The organism is Kitasatospora sp. NPDC091335, assembly GCF_044757205.1.
GTDB lineage: Bacteria > Actinomycetota > Actinomycetes > Streptomycetales > Streptomycetaceae > Kitasatospora.
This window is the reverse complement of sequence record NZ_JBIVUM010000028.1, coordinates 13,379-36,091: the sequence shown is the minus strand read 5'-3', so window position 1 is coordinate 36,091 and position 22,713 is coordinate 13,379. Positions and strand designations below refer to the sequence as shown.

The window sequence follows — 22,713 nt, the reverse complement described above, 5'->3', positions numbered from 1 at the left end:
GGCTTCGCCCCCGGGGAGGAACCCGGTGTCAGCCCAGGAGGGTACGAGGGGCATCAGCCACGCGGATGACTCAGCCCGTGAGATGACGTCCTCGGGGCTGACAGGCTCCGGGCCCCGCTTGGATAGCGTGGCCGGCATGGACGATGGGGAGCCACGGCCGCTGGTGGCCGGACGTCTGCGGGACGGACAGTGGCACGGCGTGGACACGGTCGCGGCCGTGCTCCTTGCCCTGGCGTTCGGCGCGAGCGAGACGCACAGCGGTGGCTGGCTCGCGGGAGCCGTGGCGGCGGTGGTCTGGCTGCCGGTCGCGGTACGGCGCAGACGGCCCGTCCGGGTTCTGTACACGGTCCTGGCCGGGGCGGTCCTCGCCATGGCGTTCACCGGATGGGAGGAGTCCTGGGTCCCCGTCGGGGCCGCCCTGTACACGGTGGCGGCGCGGGAGCCGCGGCGCCGGTCCGCGACGGCGCTCGGCTGCTCGCTGGGCGCCGTCGCGGCGGCCATGGCCCTCGCGCCGCGAGCGGTCCCGGCCTCCGGGGTCGCGGGGGGTGTCGTCTTCGCGTCGTTGATGATGACCCTGCCCTGGCTGGTGGGCACCGCGCTGAGAGAGCAGCGGTCGTACGCGGAACTCGCCGCCCGACAGGCCGTGACGGACGAGCGCCTGCGGATCGCCCGCGAGCTCCACGACGTGGTGGCCCATCATCTGACGGTCATCGCGGTACGGGCCGAGGTGGCCCGTGCGGTGGCCTCCACCAACCCGCAGGAGGCCGAGCGCACCCTCGCACTGGTCGGGACCGCGGGCCGGACGGCGCTCACCGAGATGCGCCGCATGCTCGGCGTTCTGCGGTCGCCCGGTGACGGAGCCGAGTCGGGGCCCGCCCCCGGTCTGGCGGACCTGCCCGCGCTCGCGGCCGGCGCGGGCCCGCGCGTGGAGCTGTCCGTCGACCCGGAGCCACCGCTGCCCCCGGGCGTGGAACTGGCGGTCTACCGGATCGTTCAGGAAGCCCTCACCAACGTCGTCAGGCACGCGGGATCGGCCAACTGCCGGGTGAACCTGTCCCGGACGGGTCCCGAGGCGGTCGAGATCGAGGTCGTCAACGACGCGCCGTCCCGGCTCCCGTCGCGGCTCCCGTCCCGGCGTCCTGGCGGCGGGCACGGACTCGTCGGGATGCGGGAGCGAGCGGCCATGTGCGGCGGGACCCTCTCCGCCGGCCCCCTGGCGACGGGCGGGTTCCGGGTGCATGCGCGGCTGCCCTGCGGACCGGGGACAGTACGGTGAACCGGCCGGTCCGGGTCCTCATCGCCGACAACCAGGCGCTGTTGCGGGCGGGCTTCCGCCTGCTCATCGAGAGCGTGCCGGACCTCACCGTCGCGGGCGAGGCCGCCGGCGGCGAGCAGGCCGTCGAACTCGCCCTGCGGCTGCGGCCCGACGTCGTGCTGATGGACATCCGGATGCCGGGCATGGACGGTCTGGAGGCCACCCGGCGCATCTGCGCGGATCCGGACGCCGTCGGCACCCGCGTGCTGGTCCTGACCACGTTCGACCTGGACGAGTACGTGTACGCGGCACTGCGCGGCGGAGCCAGCGGATTCCTCCTGAAGGACATCCTCCCCGCCGACCTGCTGACAGCCCTGCGGGTGGTCGCCTCCGGCGACGCCCTGCTCGCGCCCGCGGTCACCCGCCGCCTGATCCGGGAGTTCGCCGGACGCCACGAGCAGAGCCCGCGACTCACCCGGGAGCCGGCGGGCGTGACCCCACGGGAACGGGAAGTCCTCCGCCTGGTGGCCCGGGGACTGCCCAACCACGCGATCGCCGAGCACCTGGGGCTGAGCATCGCGACCGTCAAGACACACGTCCGGCGGCTGCTGGCCAAGCTCCACGCCCACGACCGGGCCCAGATGGTCGTCATCGCCTACGAGACGGGCATGGTCATCCCCGGCGGAAACCTCCCGTCCACAGGCCCACAGCCCACCGGCCGTGACGACAGCCCCGAGGGGGACCCGCCCGGCGGTGCGTAGACCCCGCGCACGGTCTCCGCTCCTCCGACGACCGCGACGTACCGGACGGGGCGGACGGGGCGGCATCCGGGTGCGGCTCACCGACCACCAAGCCGGAGCCCGTGTCACCCGACGCGCGGCCCGCACCACCCCCGCACCGCCGGGCTGTGGCCGCCCACCGGAGGTGGCAGCGTCACCACCACCGCTCCTGGCACCGCAGCCACCGGGCAACGGCGGAACCGGAACCCGTCCGCCCCGCCCGCCCGCCCGCGGCCGCCCGCCCCGCCGAGGCCCGGCCGCCTCGTTGCGCACCGGTGCGGTCAGCCGCCGCTCTTGCGGCGGAAGTTGCGCTTACCCCCTGCCGCGGCGTGCGCGCCGTGGATCTTCGAATCGCCGTTCGGACCGCCGGCCGTGCCCCCGCCCTTGGCGCCGTGCTTGCGCTCCAGCGCGGCGAGGAACCGGGCCTTGACGTCGCCCTGAGCGGCCGCCGCGGGAGCCTCGACGGCCGGGCCGGCCTCCGGCCCCTCGGAGTTCTCGGGGTTCTCGGGGTTCTCGGGTGACGCTACGTCGCTGCTCATGCAGGACCTCCTGGTGGGATGGGGCTGATGCCTTCACGGGACACCATGTCATGTCCCAGAACCGGCCCGGCCTACCAGTGCGTCCCGAGAGCTTCCAGCTGCCGACCCCGGTCGCCATCGGCGGCGAACTTCCGGCAGTCGCTGCTCGACATCGCTGAGCGTCGGCGGCCGACGGGGCAGGCCCGCGACGAGCAGCGTGCTGAGTCACAGCAGGTGAGCGGGGTGGGGCAGGCGTCGAGAAGTGGCTTCGGCTGCCGGGTGCACAATTGACGCGGCGTTCGTGATCAAGTGGTGGTTGAGAGCGGTGCCGAGGTGCTTGCTTCGGACGGCTGGGGTGGGAACGTGGAACGGCAGCAGTACGTGGAGAGATGCTCGGAGCTCTTCGCCGTGGGTGGCTATGAGGCTGTGAGAGCCGCGGCACAGGCGGGGCTCAAGGAGTGCGGACCCGATCCGGTCCTCTTCCGCTGGCTCGGACAGGCACATGCCGCGGAAGACGAGGACGACCATGATCGCGAGGCTGAGGCCGCATATCGTGACGGCCTCGCGCTGGCAGCGGACGATCTCGGACTCCTGGTGTCGTACCTGGAGCTGTGCCTTCGCTCGGACTCTTTCGAGTACCCGGGGCGGGCGCGCCGTGTTGTGGCTCTGCGGGAAAGGATCGAAGAGCTGGCCCCGCCCGGGTCGGCCGAGCGCGAGCGGGTCGATGATGCGACGGGCTGGGCCGGACGGGGCTACTGGGACGACCTGAACGTCGCCGCTGTTCAAGGGCGGGCTCAGCAGGCGGCCAAAGCGGAGCAGAGCGTGCTGGTGACCGACGCGCTACGGCGAGCCGCTCGTGGCGAGTCCGGCGAGGACACGGGTGAAGACCTCCGGGCCGCTGAACTCGCCGCGGCGGTCGAGCTGTTGCAGGGGGCCCGGAACGCACCGCTACGCCTGCTTCTCGCGCACCGGGTCGAAGCGTACGTGCTGACGTTCGTGGCGTCGTTCGGCACGAACAAGGCGCTGGTGTGGAGTGGAGTGCTGGACTTCAGCCTGTGGGGCTGGTTGTTCTGGGCTCCCGTGTTCGTCGCCGAAGCCAAGCTCCGCCAAGCAAGGAAGCTGGGACAGGAACGCGTGATCGCTCGCATACAGGCGCGCCATGACGAGATGCACCTGCCCCAGAGCCCGCCCGAGGACAAGCGTCTGTGAGCGCCCGAGTCGGCGGCTGCCGCCGACTCAGGGACTCAGTCGGCCCCTGGGGCCGGGCCGGACCGGCCACCGCCCTGCGCGAGGCCGCGTGCGGGGGCCAGGAGGCGACGGCGGCGGTCGCGGGCAGGGTGCGCAGCAGCAGGGTGTCGCGGGCCTCGCGGCGGGGCCGGTGGAGACGGCGACCTCCCTGCCGGCGAGCTTGTCCTCGACGAGCGGTGCCCGGAGTCCGTAGGTGCTCGGCGGCCTGGAGGGCCGGGCATCTCTCCGGAGGCGGCAGGCACCAGGCCTGTCAGGCCGCGGCGCCACAGACCGGTGCCGGCCATGCCGGGGGGCATGGCCGGCACCGATGAGCCGGGCTGGAGCGAATTCACGCCACGGAAAAATTCGACGGCGACCCAAGTGATGGGACTTGTGGCGATGCGGCCGGGAGAATTCCGAGCGGGGCCCGCTCCGCCGGTTCTTCAGAGGATCCGGATGGAGTCGACCTTCGGCGGGCGGTTCGGGTACGAGATGTCGGTCCAGCGGTTGACCCGCACCGAGTCGCCGTTGGCGTCGGAGTAGACCAGGTCGTTGTTTCCCGTGGAGATCCGGTCGACCCACCACCCGCCGAAGCCGATCGTCCCGCCGTTCGCGTAGCAGTCGACGCTGTCACGGCCGTCGAGGTGCGACCAGATCTTGAGGAAGTCATTGCGGCTTCCGTCACACGGGATGTGGTCGATGGCGAAGGCACTGCCGGACGGCACGGCCACGGTCAGCGTGGCCGCCGCGGCGAAGGCCACGGCCATCGAACCCACGACCTTCTTCGCGTTCGAGAACATGTATCCTCCCCAGTCAGATGAAATTTCGAATCGAATTCAGCTGTGCAACGAATTTCTGTTGCGTCGTGCCCAATCAGTATCCAGGCCGTTTTTATGAGGGTCAATCGAACGCGCCTTGACCCAGCGTGTTCCAGGCCATTTCCATGCGGGATCTCCGCAAGGCGTGGGGTGCTTTGTTTCTGGTGTGGCCCGAGAGGTTCCGGGGCCGGGGGGCCGGAACGTCGACCGAAGGCCACCTGTCGGCCGTTCTGACATGGGGAGATCGTGGGACCGCCGAACGCGCCGGACCGGTGCTCGGGGGCACGTGGCCAGAAAAGGGACTACCCGGAGGCCGGCTCGGCCACCAGGGCACCGGTGCAGGCCAGTCTTCCCGGCGGCGCGAGGCTGTGCCGCGCCGACACGCGCCACACGGGTTCGCGGCCCGGTACGGCGGCCGCCGCGCCCACCACGCACCGCGCCCCGCCGACCCGTTCCCGTTGGGACTGGGCCGGCGACACCCCCTGACGCGGTGGATCGCCGCTCGGGGCCGGCACCGCCGGGGCCATCATCGCGGCCGGGGCTCCCGGTCGGTCGGGAAGGGGAGCTCCTTCGGGAGGGGACGCTCCTACGGACGTCAGCCGAGGGCGCTGACGACGGTCTTCGTCGCCCGGGCGATCAGGGCGTCGTCGGAGGTGGCGTCCGCCTTGCCGCGGTCGGTCAGGACGACGATCACGATCGGGCTGCGCCCGCCCGACGGCCACGCCACGGCGACGTCGTTGCGGGTGCCGTAGCCCGCGTTGCCGGTCTTGTCACCGATCCTCCAGTCGGCGGGCACCCCCGCGCGGATGTACGGGCCGCCGGTCGTGTTGCCGACCAGCCAGTCCGTCAGCAGCCCGCGCCGGCCTTCCGGGAGGACGTCGCCGAGCACGTAGCGGCGCAGGTCGGCGGCGAGGACGCGCGGCGTGCTGGTGTCGCGGGCGTCGCCCGGGGTCGCCTCGTTGAGGGTGGGTTCGGTGCGGTCGACGCTGGTGGTCGAGTCGCCCAGGTCGCGCAGGGACTGCTGAACGGCCGCCGGGCCGCCGAGTTCGGCGAAGACAAGGTTGGCCGCGGTGTTGTCGCTGTACCGGATGGAGGCGGCGGCCAGGTCACGCAGCTTCATGCCCGTCGCCACGTGCTGCGAGGTGATCGGTGCCCACGCCAGCACGTCCTCCTGGCGGTAGGGGACGACCTTGTCCAGGTCCGCGTCGGACGCCTTGCGCAACAGGGCCCCGGCGGCGAGCGACTTGATCGTGGACGCGAACGCGAACCGCTCGTCGGTCCGGTGGACGACCTCCCGGCCGCTGCCGGTGTCCACCGCGTACACGCCGAGCCGGGCGCCGAACCGCTGCTCGAGTTCCGCGAAGGCCGCGTCCGCCGCATCGGCCGAGGCCGCCCCCGCGCCCGCCGTCACCGCAGTCGCGCCGGGGGCCGCCGTGCCGGGGGCCGCCGCCGTCGAGGCGCCGCCCGCCTGACCGCACCCGCCGACCAGCGCGGCCACGAGCAGGGCCACCGCGGGCAGCGCGGTGCGGGTACGGGCGCCGGTACGGCGGAGGTCGGGCGTCATCGGTGGTCTCCCCAGGAGGTTCGTGCAATCGCGGTCACGGGCGCGCCCCGCAGCGGTGGTCCACACCGCCGCGATCCGCGCGATCAGGCTCAGCCAAACAGGCCACGGGCTCCCCAGTCCAAGACCGCAATCGTGAAATGAACGATAAGAAAACACCTATGATTGCTGCCCATGGACCTGCTGGGGCACCTCCGCCACTTCCGCGCCGTCGCCGAGGAACGGCACTTCGGCCGCGCCGCCGAGCGCCTGCGCATCGCCCAGCCCTCGCTCTCCCAGCGGGTCCAGCGCCTCGAACGCGAACTCGGCGTGACCCTGTTCGACCGCGGCCCGCGCGGCGTCGACCTCACCCCGGCGGGCCGGCTGCTGCTCGTCGAGGCCGAGGAGACCCTGGACAGCGCCGCCCGCCTCCTCGCCACCGCCGCCGACCTGCGCAGCGGACGGGCCGGCACCCTGCGCGCGGCCGTCCCGCCCGAACTCGGGCCTGCCACCCTCGCCGCGCTGCTCACCGGCTTCGAGACCGCCTCCCCGGGCACCCGGCTCGAACTGCGGGAACTGCCCGTCGCGGCCGTGGTGCGCGAACTCGCCCAGCACACCGTCGACGTCGCCGTCGTCCGCCACCCCTGCCCGGCCGACGGACTGGCCTTCGGCCCCGTCCTGCACCAGCCGCTCGGCGCCCTGCTCGCCGCCGGCGGCCCGCACGCCGACCGCCCGGAGCTCGCGGTGGCCGACCTGACCGGCCTGCGCCTGGTCCTCTTCCCACGCGCCACCGCCCCGGCCCTGTACGACGAGGTCCTCACCACGCTGACCAGGCACGGCTGCACCCCCGAGGCCGTCGTCGACCCGCCGGGACCGGACGTCGCGGGCGCGCTCGTGCTCACCGGCAGCGCCATCGCCCTGGTGCCGCGCACCACACCCCCGCCGGGTACAGTCTGGCGTCCGCTTACCGGCACCCCGCTGGCCTGGCGGACCTCCACGGCCTGGTCGACCGGGCGGGGCGGGCCCGCCGTCCGGCTGTTCGCCCAGGCCGCCCACGAGGCGCTGACCGGCCCCGGCGGCCTGCTGCCCCAGCCGCCCAACCGCCCCCCGCTCTACCCCCGGCCCGCAATGGAGTTCCCGCTGTGACCAGCGACCGCACCACAGCCGACCGTCCGGCCACTGACCGTCCGGCCGCCGACCGGACCCCGCACGGCCGCGCCGCGCGCACCCGCATCGCCGCGGCCTTCGCCGACGCCGGCGTCACCGGCCGGCTCCACGCACGCGACCTCGACACCGGCGCCGAGACCGGCCTCGGCGCCGACACCGCCGTCTCCACCGCCAGCGTCCACAAGCTCTGCCTGCTCGTGACGCTGTACCGGGAGGCCGCCGCCGGACGCATCGACCTCACCCGGCATGTCGACGTCCCCGCCGCCGGCCGCACCCCCGGGGCCACCGGCCTCGGCGCCATGCTCGACGACGCCCGCCTCTCCCTGCGCGACCTCGCCTACCTCACCGCCGCCGTCAGCGACAACACCGCCGCCGACATCCTGTGGGACCGGATCGGCCTCGACACCGTCAACCGCACCATGACCGACCTCGGCCTCACCCGCACCGTCGCCGTCCACAAACTCCGCGACCTCATCGCCGCCCTCGCCGAGGACACCGGCCCCGACTCCCCGGTCGACCCCGCCGTCGTCGCCCGCCTCAGAGTCCTCGACCCCGCCTTCACCAACCACAGCACCCCCCGCGACATGACCACCCTGCTCGCCGCCCTCTGGCACGGCGACGCCTGCCCCGGCGACCACGGCGCCGCCCTGCGACGCCTCCTCGGCCTCCAGGTCTGGCCCCACCGCCTGGCCTCCGGCTTCCCCTACGACGACGTCCGCGTCCACGGCAAGACCGGCACCCTCCCCACGCTGCGCCACGAGGTCGGCGTCGTCGAATACCCCGACGGCGGCCGCTACGCCCTCGCCGTCTTCACCCGCGCCGCCGCCACCACCATCACCCTGCCCGCCGCCGACGCCGCCATCGGCACCACCGCCCGCCTCGCCGTCGACGCCCTCCGGGCCCAGTCGGCCGCCGGCCGGGCAGGCTGACCGGGCCCGCCCCGGCCCGGCCGGCCGTTCCTCGCCCAGCCCCCTGCCGGGCGGCCTCCACCCCACCACCCCACCACCCCGGCCCCTGCGCTCCCGCTCCTGCGCCCCGACCCGGTTCGCACCGCCGCGCCCGAACGGCTGGAGCCGGCCCTGTACGGCAGCCAGCCCGAGCCCGCCGACCGTGACCTCGGCCGACCGATCCCCGACTCCCCTCCGGTGCGCGGTTCGATGTGGCCGCGCTGGACCCGGCATGACGGCATCCGCACCCTTCACCACGGCGCCGGCCTGGCCCGCGGCCGGGTGCCGGCGAAGTGCCGTTCGTCGTCGGCGATCAGAGCCGGGTCCGCCTTGGCGGCGAGCCGCTCGGGCACCTCGAAGGCACTGGTCGTCTGCTGAGTCATGTGCCCTGTGTCCTGCTTCTCCGATCCCCTGCCGGGCAATTGCACGCGGTGCACCCGGTATATGCGGTTTGCGCTGGTTTCCCGATTCGGTCAGCGACTGAGCGCCAGGGAGGGGGCCTTGCCGCAAGGCCCCCTGTCCGGTAGGAGTCGGACAATGTCAGGAGAGCTTCGGCTCCCTGCCTTCGCTGTTCTCGGCCGGCTTTTCGGGGCTCCGGTCGGCGACGCCGGCCTCCAGGACGGAGACCACGGCGAAGAGCGAGAAGCAGGCGGCGCCGAGGCCGACCAGGACCCGGGCCGCGACCATCACGTCCGGGTCGGCCGACTCGAACAGGAACGCCGACATGAACAGGCACAGCAGTGTGGTGCCGACCGGGACCAGCGGGGCGCGGCCGGCCGGCGGCGCGGCACGGCGCCAGCCGAGAGCGAGCGGCAGCACCGCGCTCAGCACTGTCCAGCACAGCAGACCCAGCCCGATCTGCACGTACCCGGTGGCCAGTTGACCGGGCCGGGGGTCCAGGGCGACGACGACCAGGCCCCCGGTGATGTCCATGGCGCCGAGCACGGCGGCCGGGACGAGCCACCAGACCCGCTCCCGCCGGGTGTACGTGTTCCGGATCTGCCGCAGCAAGGTGATCACCAGCCCGATCAGGGCGGTGCAGACGATCGCCTGGTCGACCACCACGTGCCCGGCCGTGAAGCGCCCGTCCGAGTCCCCGCCGCCCCCGTTGGCCAGCATGACGATCGCCCACGCCCAGGCGGCGGCGGCCGCAAGGACCGGGACCGCCACCAGCGCCCGGGCCGCGGACCGGCCGAACGGCGCGGGCGAGCGCGGCGGGGAACCCTCCGGCAGGACGGCGTTCTGCCCGAGCAGCGTGAAGCGGGTGGCGACCGCGGCCACCGACGAGACGCACACGCAGACCAGGCCGATGCCGAGGACCACGCTGCCGGCCACGAAGTCGGCCACCGGCCGGTGGCTCTCCGCCAGCAGGCCCAGCCCGTAGCCGACGGCGGCCCCGGCCACCGCGAAGCCGAACGCCGGGTAGCCGATCCGGTCCAACGCGCCGAAACGGCCGATCAGTTGCCGCACGACGGTCGCCGCGACGGCGAACAGGCAGAGACAGACAGCGGCCAGGAAGACCAGCGTCAGGCCCGCGACCCGGGCGCCCGGCCCGGTGGAGTGCCCGAGGACGTAGCCGCCGAGCGCGGCCGACACCGAACCCATGAGCAGCGGAATCGCCCGGAGCAGCACGCTCATTCCGTGGTTCACCAGGTCTCCTCGCTCCCTCGCGCCCGCCGGTTCCGGGCGGCAGTCAGTGTTCAGCCCACCAGGTCTCCGGCCGGGACCCCGGCGGCGGGTGTCCACGGATTTCGTCCGATCGGCGCACGGCGACACCCGCCGTGCGGGCCCCCGGCGGTGGCCTGCGATGCTGTGGCGGACACGACGGGCAGCGCGGTCACAGGCGGCCTGGAGCGCCTCCAGCGGGCATGGACGCCGGCCGGGTCAGCGCCAGTCGAGGCCGTGCGCGGTGAGCCGGTCGAGCTGCGCCTCGGTCAGCTTGGCCCGGCGGCGGTGGCCCAAACGGGACCGAGCCCGGTCGACCGCGCCCGACCGGGCTCGAAGCACCACGTGATCACCGACGGCCAGGGTACGCCGCTGGTCATCACCCTGACCGGCGGCAACTGCCACGACGTCACCCAGCTCCTGCCGCTCCTGGACTCGATTCCCCACATCCGCGGGAAGACCGGCCTGCCACGCCACCGACCCCGCCGGCTGTTCGCCGACCTCGGCTACGACTACGACAAGTACCGCCAGCTGCTGTGGAAGCTGGGCGTCAAGCCAGTCATCGCCCGCCGGGGAGTGCCGCACTGCTCCGGGCTCGGAGCCGTGCGGTGGGTCGTAGAGCGAACGAACGCCTGGATCCACGGCTTTCGGCGCCTGCGGATCCGCTGGGACATCCGCGACGACATCCACGAGGCTTTCCTCAAACTGGCCTGCTGCGTAATCACCTACCGACGCGTCCGAGCCTTGTGTCAGCTCCTCTTAGCGGCCAACGGTGTGGAGGATGCGGTCGGTCACCAGGTCCGGCTGGTCGGTGGGCAGCGCGTGGCCGGCGTCGGGTACGACCTCCACCCGGGCCGAGGGCACGAGACTGCCCACGCGGTCGGCGACCTGGCGCGAGTCGTGCATGGCGCTGCGCGCCCCGAGCAGGAACAGGGCGGGAACGTGCAGGCCGCGCAGTTCCTCGTCGGAGAAGACCGGGGGCACGGGGAGTGCGCGGCGGAATCCGATCGATGCGCGCATCAGACTCATCAATTCGCTCTCTAGGATGGTGCTGTTGCCGACCAGGCGGGCCAGACGGGGGCGGAGTGGACGTGGTGCGGCTGCGGCAAGTCCGCCGGCGATGAGCCAGGCGTAGAACCGGGGTCCGAAGCCGGCGAAGCCCGCGGGATCCAGCAGGGTCAGGGAGGCGGTGCGGCCGGGGTGGTGGATCTGGTGGTTCAGCGCGAGCCAGCCGCCGTAGGAGCAGCCGACGACGTGGGCGGTCGGCACTTCCAGTGCGGCCAGGAGTTCGTCCAGCCAGGCAGCGCCGTCCCGGCCGTCGCGGATGGGGGCGGCCTGCACGCTCGCGCCGGGCTCGCCGATCGTGTCGACGGCGATGACCGGACGGTGCCGGGCCAGTGTGTCGATGTACCGGTGCCACATCAGCGCGTTCCCGCCAGAGCCGGGCAGCAGGATGATCGGCTCGCCGCTTGGTGGTCCCGTCCGGTAGGCGCGGGTGGTCCCGAACGCGGTCGGAAGGTCGAGTGCCGTCCGGGCCACAGTTCGGCAAGTGTCCGCTCGTAGACGATGCGGAATCGGTCTTCGGCCCGCTTGTTCTTGAACTGGCTGATTCGCATGGTACACCCGTATCACAGCATGATACGGGTGTACCACTGGCGATGGGAGGCAGGCCGATGAGCGCGCAGGTCGATCACGAGGAGCGTCGACGACAGATCGCCGAGGCGCTCTTGCGCACCGCCGACACCCAGGGCCTGCAGGCGGCCAGCATGAGGGCGGTCGCGGCCGAAGCCGGCGTCTCCCTGCGGCTGGTGCAGTACTACTTCACGACCAAGGAAGGGCTGCTGCTTGACGCGCTGGCCAGACTCCGTGCCCAACTCCAGGCCCGCATGGAGCAGTGGATCAACGCGGCGGGGTCCCCGCCCGCGCCGCGCGGTACCGTGACCGCGGTCCTGTCGTGCATCCTGCCGACCGATCCGGAAAGCCGCCGGATCACCAGGACCTACGCCGCCTACTACGCGCTGGTGCTCGGCAACCCCGAGGTGCTGGAGAAGCACGGCGCGGCCCAGCCCGAATTGCTGGAGGGCTTCCTCGCCAAGCAGATCCGCGCGGCCCAGCAGGCCGGGGAGATCGACTCCGGCAGGAACCCCGAGATGACCGCCGCCGGACTGCTGGCCATGGTCAACGGCCTCGGATCGAGCGTGCTGGGTGGCCAACGCACCGGCGACGCCGCGTTGGCGATCCTCACCCATCACCTGGACGAGCTGTTCCGATCGCCCTGATGAGGTTTCAGGGGGGTGTAGTTGCGGTGTGGGATGGCGTGTGGACTGGACCGACCCCGCACAAGTCGACCGAGCCCTGGTCGCCTTCGAGGACCTGGTCCTTCACGGCATCCGCGTTCGCTGACGGTCAGGCCGTCCCGCTGGAACGCGACGGCCTGACCGTCAGCGAACGCGGCCGCATCACCTGGATCCGGCCCCCGCTGCGCTCCCAGACCCAGGACCTCATCGGCCTGCGAGACCCCTCAGGCATCCTCGCCGAGCTCCAGCGCATCTCCCGTGACCTGGCCACCGACCCGGCAGGCGCCATCGGGAGCGCCAAGCAGCTCATCGAAGCGACCGCCAAGACCGTCCTGCTGGAACGCGGCCTGACCGTCGACGAGAACGCCAAGATCCCGGCCCTGGTCAAGCAGGCGCAGAAGGCCCTCGCTCTCGACGCCTTCGCCATCACCCCCGGCCTCAGGGAGTGTCATGAATCAGGTGGACACCCTGATCAAGGGAGACACTGATGAGCTCGCTGACGGATCACCGGATCGGGTCGGTTCCTGACGGAACGGTTTCGTCGGAGTCCGTAGACGCCGATGCCTTGGACATGGGTCCGAGGAAGAACACCGGCGGGTCGGATGTGGTGGCGTCGGTCGCCGAGCTGGCGGCCGAGCAGGCCAGGGCCGGCGGGATGCAGCTGCTCGGTGAGGGCGGGCTGCTGCAGCAGCTGACCCGGCACCTGCTCCAGGAAGCCCTGGAAGCCGAGATGGACGAGCACCTGGCCTCGACCGCGGAACCGGGCCGCTCCGCCCGCAAGGGCGGCAACGCGCGCAACGGCTACCGGATGAAAACCGTGATGACCGAGGCCGGGCCGGTCACGCTCGAAGTGCCCAGGGACCGGGCCGGCACGTTCGAACCGAAGGTCGTGCCCCGGCACGCGCGCCGCACCGAGGGCCTGGACAACCTCGTGGTCTCGTTGACCGCGAAGGGCCTGACCAGCGGGGAGATCGTCGCGCACCTGGCCGAGGTCTACGGCATGACGACCAGCAAGGAGACCGTCTCCACCATCACCGATCGGGTCCTGGAGGGCATGTCCGAGTGGCGCACGCGCCCCCTCGACCCGGTCTACCCGGTGCTGTTCGTGGACGCCGTGAACATCAAGGTCCGCGACGGACAGGTCGCCAACCGGCCCGTCTACGTGGTCCTGGGCGTCACCGCCGACGGCTACCGCGACATCCTGGGCCTGTGGACCTCCAGCGGCGGCGAGGGCGCCAAGTACTGGCAGTCGGTCCTGACCGAGATCAAGAACCGCGGCGTGAAGGACTGCCTGATCCTCATCTGCGACGGCCTGGCCGGGCTGCCCGACGCGGTCGCCCAGGTCTGGCCCCAGACCGTGGTGCAAACGTGCATCGTCCACCTGCTGCGGAACTCCTTCCGCTACACCTCCAAGCGGGACTGGGCGGCGGTCGCCCGGGATCTCAAGCCCGTCTACACCGCGCCGAACGAGCAGGCGGCCCTGGACCGGTTCGCCGAGTTCGCCGCCGCCTGGGAGGCGACCTACCCGGCCGTGGTGCGACTGTGGGAGAAGGCCTGGTCCGAGATGGTCCCCTTCCTCGCCTTCGACGCCGAGATCCGCAAGATCATCTGCACCACCAACGCCATTGAGAGCCTCAACTCCCGCTACCGCAGGGCCGCCGGCGCCTGCGGCCACTTCCCCAACGACCAGGCCGCCCTCAAACGGCTCTACCTGGCCACCCTCGCGGGTCTGTAAAAAGAACGGTGTAACTCCCGATCAAGGAAGTAGCACCTGATGACAGACGTGATCGTCTCCGCCGAGGCCGTGGAGGCTGTGCGGCCGCTGGAGTTGCAGCCGGATGCCCTTGACGACCAGTTGATCGGGCAGCTGGTCGACCGGGCCCGTGCGAGCGGGCTGCAGCTCACCGGTGCTGGTGGCTTGCTCCAGCAGCTGACAAAGACGATCCTGGAGTCCGCGCTCGAGGGCGAGATGACGGACCACCTTGGCTACGAGAAGCACGATCCGGTTGGGGCCGGCAGCGGGAACTCGCGCAACGGCACGCGGTCGAAGACCGTGCTGACCGAGGTCGGCCCGGTCGAGATCGACGTTCCCCGGGACCGGGAGGGCTCGTTCGAGCCGCAGCTGGTCCGCAAGCGTCAGCGGCGCCTGTCGGGGGTTGACGAGATGGTGCTCTCACTGTCCGCCCGTGGCCTGACGCACGGGGAGATCTCCGAGCACCTGGCCGAGGTCTACGGCGCCGAGGTCTCCAGGCAGACCGTCTCCACCATCACCGACCAGGTGATCGAGGGTATGTCCGAGTGGCAGAACCGCCCCCTCGACCCGGTCTATCCGGTGGTCTTCATCGACTGCGTCCATGTGAAGCTCCGCGACGGCCAGGTCGCCAACCGGCCGATCTACGTGGCGCTGGCGGTCACGGTCGAAGGCACGAGGGAGATCCTCGGGTTGTGGGCCGGCGACGGCGGCGAGGGCGCCAAGTACTGGCTGCAGGCCGTCACCCAGACCTGCATCGTCCACCTGATCCGGGCCTCGTTCCGCTACGCGGCCCGCCAGGACTGGGACAAGATCTCCAAGGCTCTCAAGCCCGTTTACACGGCTCCGACCGAGGACGCCGCCCTGGAGCGGTTCGTCGAGTTCAGCGAGGCCTGGGGCAGGAAGTATCCGGCGATCGTGCGGCTCTGGGAGAACGCCTGGGCCGAGTTCGTGCCGTTCCTGAGCTTCGACATCGAGGTCCGCCGGGTCATCTGCACCACGAACGCGATCGAGTCCGTGAACGCCAGGATCCGCAAGGCCGTCCGCTCGCGCGGGCACTTCCCGAACGAGCAGGCGGCCCTGAAGTGCGTCTACATGGCGATCATGTCCCTCGACCCGACCGGTGACGGCCGAAAGCGGTGGATGACCCGCTGGAAGGCCGCATTGAACGCCTTCGAGATCGCCTTCGACGGCCGCCTCTCCGCTGGCCGTCGTTAACTCAACCCAACCGAGTTACACCGTTCGCTGGACAGACCCACCCTCGCCCTCGACCCCACCGGCCGCGGCCGACAGCGCTGGAGCAACCGCTGGATGGCCGCCCTCAACGCCTTCGACATCGCCTTCGACGGACGCCTGTCAGCCGGACGGGCGTAGGCCACCCGGCCCACACTCGCCAGGAAGATCAACACCTAGTACAAACGGGTGCCGTACACCTAGATCGTGATAGTCCCCGGTCTCATGAGGATTTCGGGGGGTCTTGTTACGGCATGAAGAGGTCTGTGGGCTGGGGTTCTGTGAGTTATGTGCGACAGATCTTCGGGGTGGTGGGTGGTCTGGTCGTGGTGTGTGGGCTGGGGTTGTGGCAGTTCGGGTGATTCCAGTCCCGGGTGTCGTGGGTGTTGTCTCGGTCTAATGGCTGTTTTGGTGTTTTCGCTGGTCAGGGTGGTGCTGGCTGGTGTGGTTGGGAGGTTTCCGGGTCTGTTGTGTGGCGGGTTCGGCGGGGGCCTGGGAGTGGCCAGCGGTGGTGTGGCGGTCTTCTCGGTGAGCATGAGGTGTTCTCGCCCGGGGGCCGATACCCGCAGGTAGCGGATGACCAAAGAGGTGGCGTCTGCCGGGTGCGGGTGGTGGGGCGTGTGGTGTGCGAAGTCTCAGCTGGATGTCCTGAGGCTGTCTCACTGATGTGTCAATGATGTGTTGGCCGAGGGTGCCGGAAGGCGCGGGCATCCTGCTTCAGCTGTATGTCATTGAATGAGATCGGTGCATGACGACTTGTGAGAATTCCCAAGCCACTCTGGCGAGAATTGCAATAGCCGTAGCCCTCTGACCAGCCACTTTGAAGCCATTGCATCTGCATGCGCAGGAAATCGGTTCCGCTGAAGGCGGGGGATCTGGCCCGGCTTGCGGTGTGGTCAGGGTGGGGTCGCTTTGTCGTGCAGTAGGAGTGAGGATCGGAGGAAGGGGAACGCCAGCCCTGCGTGCGCGGGGACGACCGGCGGCCGTTGCGCGCGATGGTCTCGCGGATCAACTCCTCTGCCCGCTCGGCTGATTCGGCCGCCTCGACGGTGTGGCCGACGATGTAGCGGCTGAAGATGTCGATGATGACGTAGGCGTGGTACCAGATGCCCTTCCTCGGGCCGGCCGCCTTGGTGATGTCCCACGTGAACACCTGGGAGGGGCCGTCGGCGACCAGTTCGGGCACCGTCTTGGCCGGGTGGACGGCCTGGCGGCGACGCTCGCCCGACTGCCCCCTGCTCACGCAGGATCCGGTACGTCGTGGAGACCGAGCAGTGGTAGCGCCCGGTGTCCAGCTCGCGGGCCCAGATCTGTGCGGGTGGCAGCTCGGCATATTCGGGTTGGTTCATCAACTCCAGTACCGCCTCACGCTCTTCGGCCGTCAGAGCCGACGGCTTGACCTGGGGCGCACGTGGCCCGCGCACCGGTGGCGGCTTCAGACGGCGGTAGTGGGTGGCCCGGGAACGGCCGGTCAGCCGGCACGCGGCCGCGATACCCAGCTCGTGTTCGAGACCGATGAACGCCTCGTCCACGACCGGGTCGGCGGCGTGCCGCGCCCTCGGAGATCATTTCCAAGAGCGCCGACGCTTTTCCCAGGACCTCCAGCGCGGCCTTGTTCCGGGCGAGTTCCTTCTCCAGCCGCTCCACCTGCCGGCGCAGCTTCTCGTTCTCGGCCTCGGCGGCGGACTTCTTCGGGCGGACCGGGCTCGTGCGGCGGTCGGCCAGGTTCTCCAGGGCCCCGGCATCGCGCGCGGCCCGCCACTCGGTGACATGCGAGTGGTGCAGGCGCTCTCGGTGCAGGACCGCACCCTTCTTGCCCTCGGGCGCGGCGTCGTACTCGGCCACGATCCGCAGCTTGTACTCGGGGCTGAACGTGCGGCGCTTCGGCCTGGGAGCCGGTCGGCCGCGGACGGGTTGGTGCTGGTCATCAGGGGTGGAACTCCTACTCGGGCCCTCTCAGGCTAACCCGACAAAGCGGGATGTCTCACCCAAGGCTGACAGAGAGGGAGACGGCGGATCATCCTGTCGACCAGATGTCTGCCCTAACTCCGTGCAGCCCCCGCGGCCTCAACCCGAGCCACGCAACGCGACACCTCCGGCCGGCGCACGTCCGCCCGTCGACCGCGGTTCGAACCGGGCTGTCAGGGGACGGTGGCATGCTCAGCTGCCATGGACACCCAGCAGTTCTGGAAGCTGATCGAGGAAGCCCGCTCGCAGGTGCCGGCTCCGGACAACGGTGACGCTGTGGCCGAGCAGGCGACCGCACTGCTCGCGCTTCGCCCGGTCCAGGAGATCGTCGCCGCCCAGCAGATCCTCTGGGGCCTAATGGCCGACTCCTACCGAGCCCCCCTCTGGGGCGCCGCCTACGTGATCAACGGCGGATGCTCCGACGACGGATTCGACTACTTCCGCGGCTGGCTGATCACCCAGGGCCGTGAGACGTTCGAGCGAGCCATCGGCGATCCCGATGCGCTCGCCGATCTTCCCGCAGTCCGTGCTTTTGCCGCAGACGGGATCGACATCGAGTGCGAGGAAGCCCTGGGCATGGCCTGGAACGCCTACCAGATCGCAACCGGCGAGGAGCTCCCCAACGACTCCTTCACCAACCGCTATCCAGAGCTGGACCCGGAATGGGGCTTCGACTTCGAGGACGACGACGAGCTGAGCCGCCGGCTGCCCCGCCTGGCAGAGCTCTACGCGGAATAGGGTCGGATCAACGCGTCGGCCGTGCTCCGAGCACCGTCAACAGTGTGCCCGACGTGCTGGCACCCACCAGGTTCGCCGACTACTCGCCGACCCTGTCGGCGCAGGCACGGAAGCGTTCGAGAAGTTCGCGCCCGGGCCCACTGTCTGGATCGAAGCCCTGGATACGCCGTAGCCCGGCCGGGACGCCGGCCCCCAGGAGAAGGGCACTGTGGCAGCGGAAGCAGAACGCGATCTCGAAGAGGAGATCGGCGGAGCTGTGAGCCCGAATGCCGTAGCTGGGCACGAAGCACCGATGCAACTCGTCGCCCGGCAGTTCGGCCACCAGGTTCAGCACCTCCCGAGCCTGGTCCTCCACCCAGATCTCCAGAACATCGCCAACCAGGGTGCCCGAGTCCGTCGGTGCGGTGATGCGGACCACTTCGATCAGTTCGGTCTGTGCGGCGGTCTCGGGAAGCAGCATCCGTACAGGATCACCGACAGGGCCACGACTCGGGAAGCGATCACCAAGACGATGTGAAGCGATCTTCAACGCGCTCGGATCTTTCCTGATCAAAGCCACTCGTGAACAGCCCAGATGTGCGGGGTGCCCCGTTGTGAAGTTCCACCCTGGGGCTGGACACCTGGAGACTGGGACATGTGAGCCCGGAGGAAGCAGTTTCAGGTGGGAAGCAACGGCAACATGAGTAAGCGGTACACGGCGGAGTTCAAGAGGGACGCGGTCGCGCTCGTCCGGTCTTCTCCGCACCGGAACGTCACTGAGATCGCCCGGGAGCTGGGGGTCAGCCCGGAGGGGCTGCGGGGCTGGGTCAAGCAGGACCGCACCGATCGGGGCGAGGGCCGGCCCGGTGACCTGACCAGCCCCGAGCGCGAGGAGCTTGCCCGACTTCGTCGGCAGAACCTCGAGCAGCAGAAGACGATCGAGATCCTGCGCAAGGCGGCCGCCTATTTCGCGGCCGAGACGAATCGGTGATCCGCTTCCGTTTCGTTGAGGACCACCACGGCGCCTTCGGCGTCAAGCGGATCTGCCGGGCGCTGGGGATCGCCCGCTCCTCCTTCTACGCCTGGCGGGCCGGTGAACAGGACCGTCGCGCCCGTGAACGGGCCGAGGACCTCTTGGCCGCCGAGATCACGGTGATCCACCTCGCCTCCCGGGGCGTCTACGGCGTCCCGCGCGTCCACGCGGAACTTCGCCGCCAGGGCCGGACGGTGAACCGGAAGAAAGTGGAACGGATCATGCGCGAGCGCGGGATCACGGGCGTCACCCGCCGCCGGCGCCGTGGTCTGACGCGCCAGGCCCGCAAGCCGGTGTTCGCCCCGGACCTTGTCGGGCGCGACTTCACCGCGCCCCGCCCGGGGATGCGGCTGGTCGGCGACATGACCTTCCTGCCGACCGAGGAGGGCTGGCTCTACCTGGCCACCTGCATCGACCTGGCCACCCGCGAGGTGGTCGGCTACGCGATGGCCGACCACCACCGCGCCGAACTGCCGGTGGCCGCGCTGCGGATGGCCGCCGGCCGAGGCGGTCTGGAGCGCGGCTGCGTCTTCCACACGGACCGCGGCAGCGAATATACGTCGAGTGAATTCCGCACCGAGATAGGCAAGTTGGACATGAGGCAGTCGATGGGAAGGGTCGGCTCCTGTTACGATAACGCCGCTGCCGAGAGCTTCTTCGCCGTACTGAAGGAGGAGATCGGCACCCGGGTCTGGCCCGACCGCGCCACCGCCCGGGCGGAGGTATTCTCTTTCATCGAGACCTTCTACAACCGCAGGCGCCTACGCAAACACCCCGAGTGGGGCTACCTCACGCCACTCGAGACCCGCCAGCGGCACCGGCAAGGTCACACCCTCGCAGCGTAGACGGAGAGTGTCCAACCGCAGGGTGGAACTTCTCCCCGTGCGTCAGGCCACGGGCGGACAGTGAGAGCACCATCTCGTCAACCCCCGACAGGCGCCGCTGACGCTTGCGGACCAGCTGCGGCTCGAACGAGCCCTCCCGGTCCCGGGGAACGTCGATCTCGACCGGGCCGACCTCGGTCAGCACGGTCTTCGACCGCGTGCCGTTGCGCGAGTTCCCGCTGCCGGCCCCAACCGGATCGTGCTTCTCGTAGCCAAGGTGGTCCGTCATCTCGCCCTCGAGCGCGGACTCCAGGATCTTCTTTGTCAGCTGCTGGAGCAAGCCACCAGCACCGGTGAGCTGCAGCCCGCTCGCACGGGCCCGGTCGACCAGCTGCCCGATCAACTGGTCGTCAAGGGCATCCGGCTGCAACTCCAGCGGCCGCACAGCCTCCACGGCCTCGGCGGAGACGATCACGTCTGTCATCAGGTGCTACTTCCTTGATCGGGAGTTACACCGTTCTTTTTACAGACCCGGATCTGATCAACATTTCGGGATCGCCCAGCGTGACTGGCTTAGGTCGTCAGGAGTATCCGGCGACGCAGCAACGGGAAGCTGGCACGTCCATATCCTTGCCTTTTGAGGTATTTGATCCGGTTGACGTGACCCTCGACCGGGCCGCTGTTCCAGCGCAGGGTGAGGTCGGCGGTCACGGCGTCGAGGTCCTGGCGCAGGTGGCGGGCGAAGTTGAGCAGGGGCGGCAGGTCGGTGGCCTCGGTCTGCTCGATCCACTCGGGTAGGTGCTCACCGTCGAGGTTCTTCATCATCCGGGCGAAGTCGCGCACCCGTTCGGCGGCGGTGGCCAGTTCGGGGCAGCGGGCCAGGAGGTGCTTGAGCTGGAGGGCTTCGTCGCTGGTCAGGGCGTCGGGGTGGCGGGTGAGCCAGCCGGTGGCCTGCCGGACGGTCAGCATGGTCGGCGGCCTGGGTGCTGGTGCGGGCGAGGAACGGAGCGGCTCCAGCCAGCGTCGGACGCTGCGGTTGCTGCCCCGGTAGCCCAGGGTCTGGATCTCGCGGAAGAGCAGTCCGCTGTCCGTGCAGCCGTCGTTCCACCGCTGGTTCAGATAGCCGACCCACGGGGTGAGCGCGCGGCCACCCTGCCTGGACGGCACCAGCAGTTCCTCGACTGCGGGGGCGTGGGCGTACTTGCGGACCGTCTTGCGGTCCAGGCCGGGCAGCTCGGCGATCCGGCCGATGCCCACCCCCTTGCCGTGCAACTCCTTTACGGTGGCGAAGCGTTCACGGGTCGTACTGGCCCTCCTGCTCTCCGGGAGCTGCATCTGCGGTTCAGGGGCAGGGGCGGGGATCCGGGCCTGGTCGTCCGGGTTCTTCAGGCAGGCGCGGTGGGCGATCACGCATTTCTCGACCGTCTCGGCGAGGTTCTTCCACAAGTGAAAGCGGTCTGCCACCTGCACCGCGTCCGGTGCAGCGGTGCGGACGGCCTCGGCGTAGGCGCTGGCCCGGTCGCGGCACACGATCTCGGCGCCGGGATGCTTGCGCAGCCAGTCGGCCAGGGTCTCGGCGGTGCGGTCGGGCAGCACGTCGATGGGGCGGCGGGCCTCGATGTCGATGAGGACGGTTGCGTACACGTGGCCGCGCTTGAGGGCGAAGTCGTCGACGCCGAGGACCCGCGGCGCCCGCTGGAGCGGCGGGTCGGGCAGCGTGCGTATGAGGTTGAGCAGGGTGTTCGCGCCGGCCCGGCAGTGCAGGTGCTCGGCGAGTCGGCTCCCGGCCCGGCCGGCGAGTGCGAGCGCGACCGCTTCCAGCACCCCGCGCTGGAGCAGGCTGCGACGGCCGTGGCGGAACGTCAGACCTTCGACCTGCTCGGCGAAGGTCCGGCGCGGGCAACCGGAGGTCTGGCAGCGGAACCGGCGTACCGACAGGGCGATCGTCGCGGCACGGCCGCCGACGGCCAGGTCGGCGATCCGCCGCCGGTAGCGGTCGTGCACCCGGGCCGAGCCGGCACCGCACCCCGGGCAACATGCCTGCTCGGAGGCTGAACGAGCAGTGATCCGCAGCCCCGTCTCCGCGACGCGGACCTCCTCGACCACCAGGCCGGACAGCTGCGGGAGCAGCAGCTTCAACATCTGATCACATAGCACTACTGTTCAAAGATCGACCTGATGATCAGTCACGCCGGGCGATCCCGAAATGTTGATCAGATCCGTCTGCCGCGTCCGCTGACAGATCATCGCGGCCGCTACGCTCTGTCCGCCGGCGGCATCGACGGCAACCCCGAAGCGCTCACCGACAGCGAGCGCGAGTCCGCCGACGTGGTACTGGAGAACCTCGGCTACCACACCGAGCACCAGCTGTCCGAGGCCAGCCACCACAAGGACGGCCCGTGGTACATGGCCCGCGACCGGGCCGGTGCACGCGAGCTGCAACGCAGCAACGAGGAACTCAGGTCCGAGGAGATCGCCGACTACTTCGGCGCACTCACGGCCGCCGCCGAGTGAAGGCCACGAAGCGCGTCGCCAAACTGCCCGCCCAACGCGGCTCCGCCAAGACCGTGGCGAGCCTGGACGCGGTCCTGCCGGGCTCGGGCAACTCGACCGACCAGATCTGCTGGCGCTTCACCCACGTCGACCACGACGGGCCGTGGGGCGTAGCCAAACTGCCGCCGGACGAGTGGGAATTGCTGCTGCGCAAACTCTCCGAGGTCGAGACACAGACAATGATGGAATTGTTCAACAGAGGCGAAGAGCCAGGCAAGCACTACGACACGCACCGCCTGCCGAACAAGGACGCCCTGCGGCGGCTCGGCGAGCTGAAGCTCAGCGGCATGACACGAATCTCACGGCTGCGCTTCGGCGGTCGGCAGCGCCTGTACGGGTTCCTCGTTGAGGACGTTTTCCACGTGGTCTGGTGGGACCGGGAGCACGAGGTCTGGCCGTCCCAGAAGAAGAACACCTGAGTG

At 70.6% G+C, this 22,713-nt stretch carries 24 protein-coding genes and 2 pseudogenes; 15 read left to right on the top strand and 11 right to left on the bottom strand.

Translation table 11 applies throughout. From position 1 onward, the window contains the following. The first annotated feature begins 136 nt into the window (after positions 1-136). Together ACIQOW_RS37065 and ACIQOW_RS37060 are read left to right on the top strand one after the other, a co-directional pair. Positions 137-1,276, top strand: coding sequence for a sensor histidine kinase (locus ACIQOW_RS37065; RefSeq protein WP_401092234.1), 1,140 nt, complete (start codon positions 137-139; stop codon positions 1,274-1,276). After that, complete coding sequence (locus ACIQOW_RS37060; protein ID WP_401092233.1) at positions 1,273-2,016, top strand: response regulator; 744 nt, start codon at positions 1,273-1,275, stop codon at positions 2,014-2,016. The genes ACIQOW_RS37065 and ACIQOW_RS37060 overlap by 4 nt, the downstream gene beginning before the upstream one ends. A 299-nt stretch (positions 2,017-2,315) precedes the next feature. On the opposite strand, the gene ACIQOW_RS37055 is transcribed toward ACIQOW_RS37060, so the two are convergent. Beyond that, the gene (locus tag ACIQOW_RS37055; RefSeq protein ID WP_401092232.1) at positions 2,316-2,573 is read right to left on the bottom strand and encodes a DUF5302 domain-containing protein; all 258 of its coding nucleotides are present in this window, start codon (positions 2,571-2,573) and stop codon (positions 2,316-2,318) included. Positions 2,574-2,915: 342 nt separating this feature from the next. Between ACIQOW_RS37055 and ACIQOW_RS37050 the strand changes: the two genes are divergently transcribed. After that, the gene (locus tag ACIQOW_RS37050; protein WP_401092231.1) at positions 2,916-3,761 is read left to right on the top strand and encodes a hypothetical protein; all 846 of its coding nucleotides are present in this window, start codon (positions 2,916-2,918) and stop codon (positions 3,759-3,761) included. A gap of 461 nt (positions 3,762-4,222) precedes the next feature. Here ACIQOW_RS37050 and ACIQOW_RS37045 read toward each other — a convergent pair whose 3' ends face one another. Together ACIQOW_RS37045 and bla are read right to left on the bottom strand one after the other, a co-directional pair. Beyond that, positions 4,223-4,579 carry a beta/gamma crystallin domain-containing protein gene (locus ACIQOW_RS37045; protein ID WP_401092230.1) on the bottom strand — a complete coding sequence of 119 codons (357 nt, stop codon included), beginning with the start codon at positions 4,577-4,579 and terminating at the stop codon, positions 4,223-4,225. Between the two features lie 613 nt (positions 4,580-5,192). Next, positions 5,193-6,161 (bottom strand): class A beta-lactamase, encoded by a 969-nt coding sequence (bla, locus tag ACIQOW_RS37040; RefSeq protein WP_401092229.1) that lies wholly within the window; start codon positions 6,159-6,161, stop codon positions 5,193-5,195. A gap of 171 nt (positions 6,162-6,332) precedes the next feature. On the opposite strand from bla, the gene ACIQOW_RS37035 reads away from it, so the two are divergent. Together ACIQOW_RS37035 and ACIQOW_RS37030 are read left to right on the top strand one after the other, a co-directional pair. After that, positions 6,333-7,283, top strand: a complete 951-nt coding sequence (locus tag ACIQOW_RS37035) for a LysR family transcriptional regulator (RefSeq protein WP_401092228.1) — start codon at positions 6,333-6,335, stop codon at positions 7,281-7,283. An 86-nt stretch (positions 7,284-7,369) separates the two neighbouring features. After that, positions 7,370-8,233, top strand: a complete 864-nt coding sequence (locus tag ACIQOW_RS37030) for a serine hydrolase (RefSeq protein ID WP_401092273.1) — start codon at positions 7,370-7,372, stop codon at positions 8,231-8,233. Positions 8,234-8,502: 269 nt separating this feature from the next. Here ACIQOW_RS37030 and ACIQOW_RS37025 read toward each other — a convergent pair whose 3' ends face one another. Next, positions 8,503-8,634 carry a hypothetical protein gene (locus tag ACIQOW_RS37025; RefSeq protein ID WP_401092275.1) on the bottom strand — a complete coding sequence of 44 codons (132 nt, stop codon included), beginning with the start codon at positions 8,632-8,634 and terminating at the stop codon, positions 8,503-8,505. Positions 8,635-8,791: 157 nt separating this feature from the next. Further along, entirely contained in the window at positions 8,792-9,901 is a 1,110-nt protein-coding gene (locus ACIQOW_RS37020) for a DUF2776 family protein (RefSeq protein WP_401092227.1), read from the bottom strand. Positions 9,902-10,210: 309 nt separating this feature from the next. Between ACIQOW_RS37020 and ACIQOW_RS37015 the strand changes: the two are divergent. Then, positions 10,211-10,660, top strand: a pseudogene (locus ACIQOW_RS37015) (IS5 family transposase); the annotation flags it as partial. Between the two features lie 15 nt (positions 10,661-10,675). Here ACIQOW_RS37015 and ACIQOW_RS37010 read toward each other — a convergent pair. Beyond that, entirely contained in the window at positions 10,676-11,455 is a 780-nt protein-coding gene (locus ACIQOW_RS37010; protein WP_401092226.1) for an alpha/beta fold hydrolase, read from the bottom strand. Between the two features lie 134 nt (positions 11,456-11,589). Between ACIQOW_RS37010 and ACIQOW_RS37005 the strand changes: the two genes are divergently transcribed. The 4 genes from ACIQOW_RS37005 (at position 11,590) to ACIQOW_RS36990 (ending at position 15,181) form a co-directional block, all read left to right on the top strand. After that, entirely contained in the window at positions 11,590-12,195 is a 606-nt protein-coding gene (locus ACIQOW_RS37005) for a TetR/AcrR family transcriptional regulator (RefSeq protein ID WP_401092225.1), read from the top strand. Positions 12,196-12,233: 38 nt separating this feature from the next. Beyond that, positions 12,234-12,701, top strand: a complete 468-nt coding sequence (locus tag ACIQOW_RS37000) for a hypothetical protein (protein ID WP_401092224.1) — start codon at positions 12,234-12,236, stop codon at positions 12,699-12,701. 83 nt (positions 12,702-12,784) lie between these two features. Continuing rightward, positions 12,785-13,948 (top strand): IS256 family transposase, encoded by a 1,164-nt coding sequence (locus ACIQOW_RS36995; RefSeq protein WP_401092223.1) that lies wholly within the window; start codon positions 12,785-12,787, stop codon positions 13,946-13,948. A gap of 48 nt (positions 13,949-13,996) precedes the next feature. Beyond that, positions 13,997-15,181, top strand: coding sequence for an IS256 family transposase (locus ACIQOW_RS36990; protein ID WP_401092272.1), 1,185 nt, complete (start codon positions 13,997-13,999; stop codon positions 15,179-15,181). Between the two features lie 685 nt (positions 15,182-15,866). On the opposite strand, the gene ACIQOW_RS36985 is transcribed toward ACIQOW_RS36990, so the two are convergent. Continuing rightward, the gene (locus ACIQOW_RS36985; protein ID WP_401092222.1) at positions 15,867-16,439 is read right to left on the bottom strand and encodes a DDE-type integrase/transposase/recombinase; all 573 of its coding nucleotides are present in this window, start codon (positions 16,437-16,439) and stop codon (positions 15,867-15,869) included. Positions 16,440-16,561: 122 nt separating this feature from the next. Continuing rightward, a complete protein-coding gene (locus ACIQOW_RS36980) occupies positions 16,562-17,041 on the bottom strand; it encodes a hypothetical protein (protein WP_401092221.1) in 480 nt (159 codons plus the stop codon). Positions 17,042-17,365: 324 nt separating this feature from the next. Here ACIQOW_RS36980 and ACIQOW_RS36975 point away from each other — a divergent pair, with 324 nt between their 5' ends. After that, positions 17,366-17,902: a DUF4240 domain-containing protein gene (locus ACIQOW_RS36975; protein WP_401092220.1), complete on the top strand. Its 537-nt coding sequence runs from the start codon at positions 17,366-17,368 to the stop codon at positions 17,900-17,902. 79 nt (positions 17,903-17,981) lie between these two features. Here ACIQOW_RS36975 and ACIQOW_RS36970 read toward each other — a convergent pair whose 3' ends face one another. Further along, a complete protein-coding gene (locus tag ACIQOW_RS36970) occupies positions 17,982-18,362 on the bottom strand; it encodes a hypothetical protein (RefSeq protein ID WP_401092219.1) in 381 nt (126 codons plus the stop codon). A gap of 201 nt (positions 18,363-18,563) precedes the next feature. Here ACIQOW_RS36970 and ACIQOW_RS36965 point away from each other — a divergent pair, with 201 nt between their 5' ends. Further along, positions 18,564-18,872, top strand: a complete 309-nt coding sequence (locus ACIQOW_RS36965; protein WP_079183438.1) for a transposase — start codon at positions 18,564-18,566, stop codon at positions 18,870-18,872. Next, positions 18,869-19,759, top strand: coding sequence for an IS3 family transposase (locus ACIQOW_RS36960; RefSeq protein ID WP_401092218.1), 891 nt, complete (start codon positions 18,869-18,871; stop codon positions 19,757-19,759). Before ACIQOW_RS36965 ends, ACIQOW_RS36960 begins: the two co-directional genes overlap by 4 nt. Positions 19,760-19,790: 31 nt before the next feature. Here ACIQOW_RS36960 and ACIQOW_RS36955 read toward each other — a convergent pair. Both ACIQOW_RS36955 and ACIQOW_RS36950 read right to left on the bottom strand, forming a co-directional pair. Next, a pseudogene (locus ACIQOW_RS36955) lies at positions 19,791-20,222 on the bottom strand (transposase); the annotation flags it as partial. An 89-nt stretch (positions 20,223-20,311) separates the two neighbouring features. Then, positions 20,312-21,880 (bottom strand): ISL3 family transposase, encoded by a 1,569-nt coding sequence (locus tag ACIQOW_RS36950; RefSeq protein WP_401092217.1) that lies wholly within the window; start codon positions 21,878-21,880, stop codon positions 20,312-20,314. Positions 21,881-21,916: 36 nt separating this feature from the next. On the opposite strand from ACIQOW_RS36950, the gene ACIQOW_RS36945 reads away from it, so the two are divergent. Both ACIQOW_RS36945 and ACIQOW_RS36940 read left to right on the top strand, forming a co-directional pair. Continuing rightward, positions 21,917-22,252, top strand: a complete 336-nt coding sequence (locus ACIQOW_RS36945; RefSeq protein ID WP_401092216.1) for a hypothetical protein — start codon at positions 21,917-21,919, stop codon at positions 22,250-22,252. After that, positions 22,249-22,710 (top strand): hypothetical protein, encoded by a 462-nt coding sequence (locus tag ACIQOW_RS36940; protein ID WP_401092215.1) that lies wholly within the window; start codon positions 22,249-22,251, stop codon positions 22,708-22,710. The genes ACIQOW_RS36945 and ACIQOW_RS36940 overlap by 4 nt, the downstream gene beginning before the upstream one ends. Positions 22,711-22,713 lie beyond the last annotated feature (3 nt).

What these genes read in the sequence shown, in the direction of transcription:
- ACIQOW_RS37065 (WP_401092234.1), top strand. Translation starts at nt 137, where the DNA reads ATGGACGATGGGGAGCCACGGCCGCTGGTGGCCGGACGTCTGCGGGAC.
- ACIQOW_RS37055 (WP_401092232.1), bottom strand. Translation starts at nt 2,573, where the DNA reads ATGAGCAGCGACGTAGCGTCACCCGAGAACCCCGAGAACCCCGAGAAC.
- ACIQOW_RS37045 (WP_401092230.1), bottom strand. Translation starts at nt 4,579, where the DNA reads ATGTTCTCGAACGCGAAGAAGGTCGTGGGTTCGATGGCCGTGGCCTTC.
- bla (WP_401092229.1), bottom strand. Translation starts at nt 6,161, where the DNA reads ATGACGCCCGACCTCCGCCGTACCGGCGCCCGTACCCGCACCGCGCTG.
- ACIQOW_RS37035 (WP_401092228.1), top strand. Translation starts at nt 6,333, where the DNA reads ATGGACCTGCTGGGGCACCTCCGCCACTTCCGCGCCGTCGCCGAGGAA.
- ACIQOW_RS37025 (WP_401092275.1), bottom strand. Translation starts at nt 8,634, where the DNA reads ATGACTCAGCAGACGACCAGTGCCTTCGAGGTGCCCGAGCGGCTCGCC.
- ACIQOW_RS37005 (WP_401092225.1), top strand. Translation starts at nt 11,590, where the DNA reads ATGAGCGCGCAGGTCGATCACGAGGAGCGTCGACGACAGATCGCCGAG.
- ACIQOW_RS36995 (WP_401092223.1), top strand. Translation starts at nt 12,785, where the DNA reads ATGGGTCCGAGGAAGAACACCGGCGGGTCGGATGTGGTGGCGTCGGTC.
- ACIQOW_RS36975 (WP_401092220.1), top strand. Translation starts at nt 17,366, where the DNA reads ATGGACACCCAGCAGTTCTGGAAGCTGATCGAGGAAGCCCGCTCGCAG.
- ACIQOW_RS36970 (WP_401092219.1), bottom strand. Translation starts at nt 18,362, where the DNA reads ATGCTGCTTCCCGAGACCGCCGCACAGACCGAACTGATCGAAGTGGTC.
- ACIQOW_RS36950 (WP_401092217.1), bottom strand. Translation starts at nt 21,880, where the DNA reads ATGTTGAAGCTGCTGCTCCCGCAGCTGTCCGGCCTGGTGGTCGAGGAG.
- ACIQOW_RS36945 (WP_401092216.1), top strand. Translation starts at nt 21,917, where the DNA reads ATGATCAGTCACGCCGGGCGATCCCGAAATGTTGATCAGATCCGTCTG.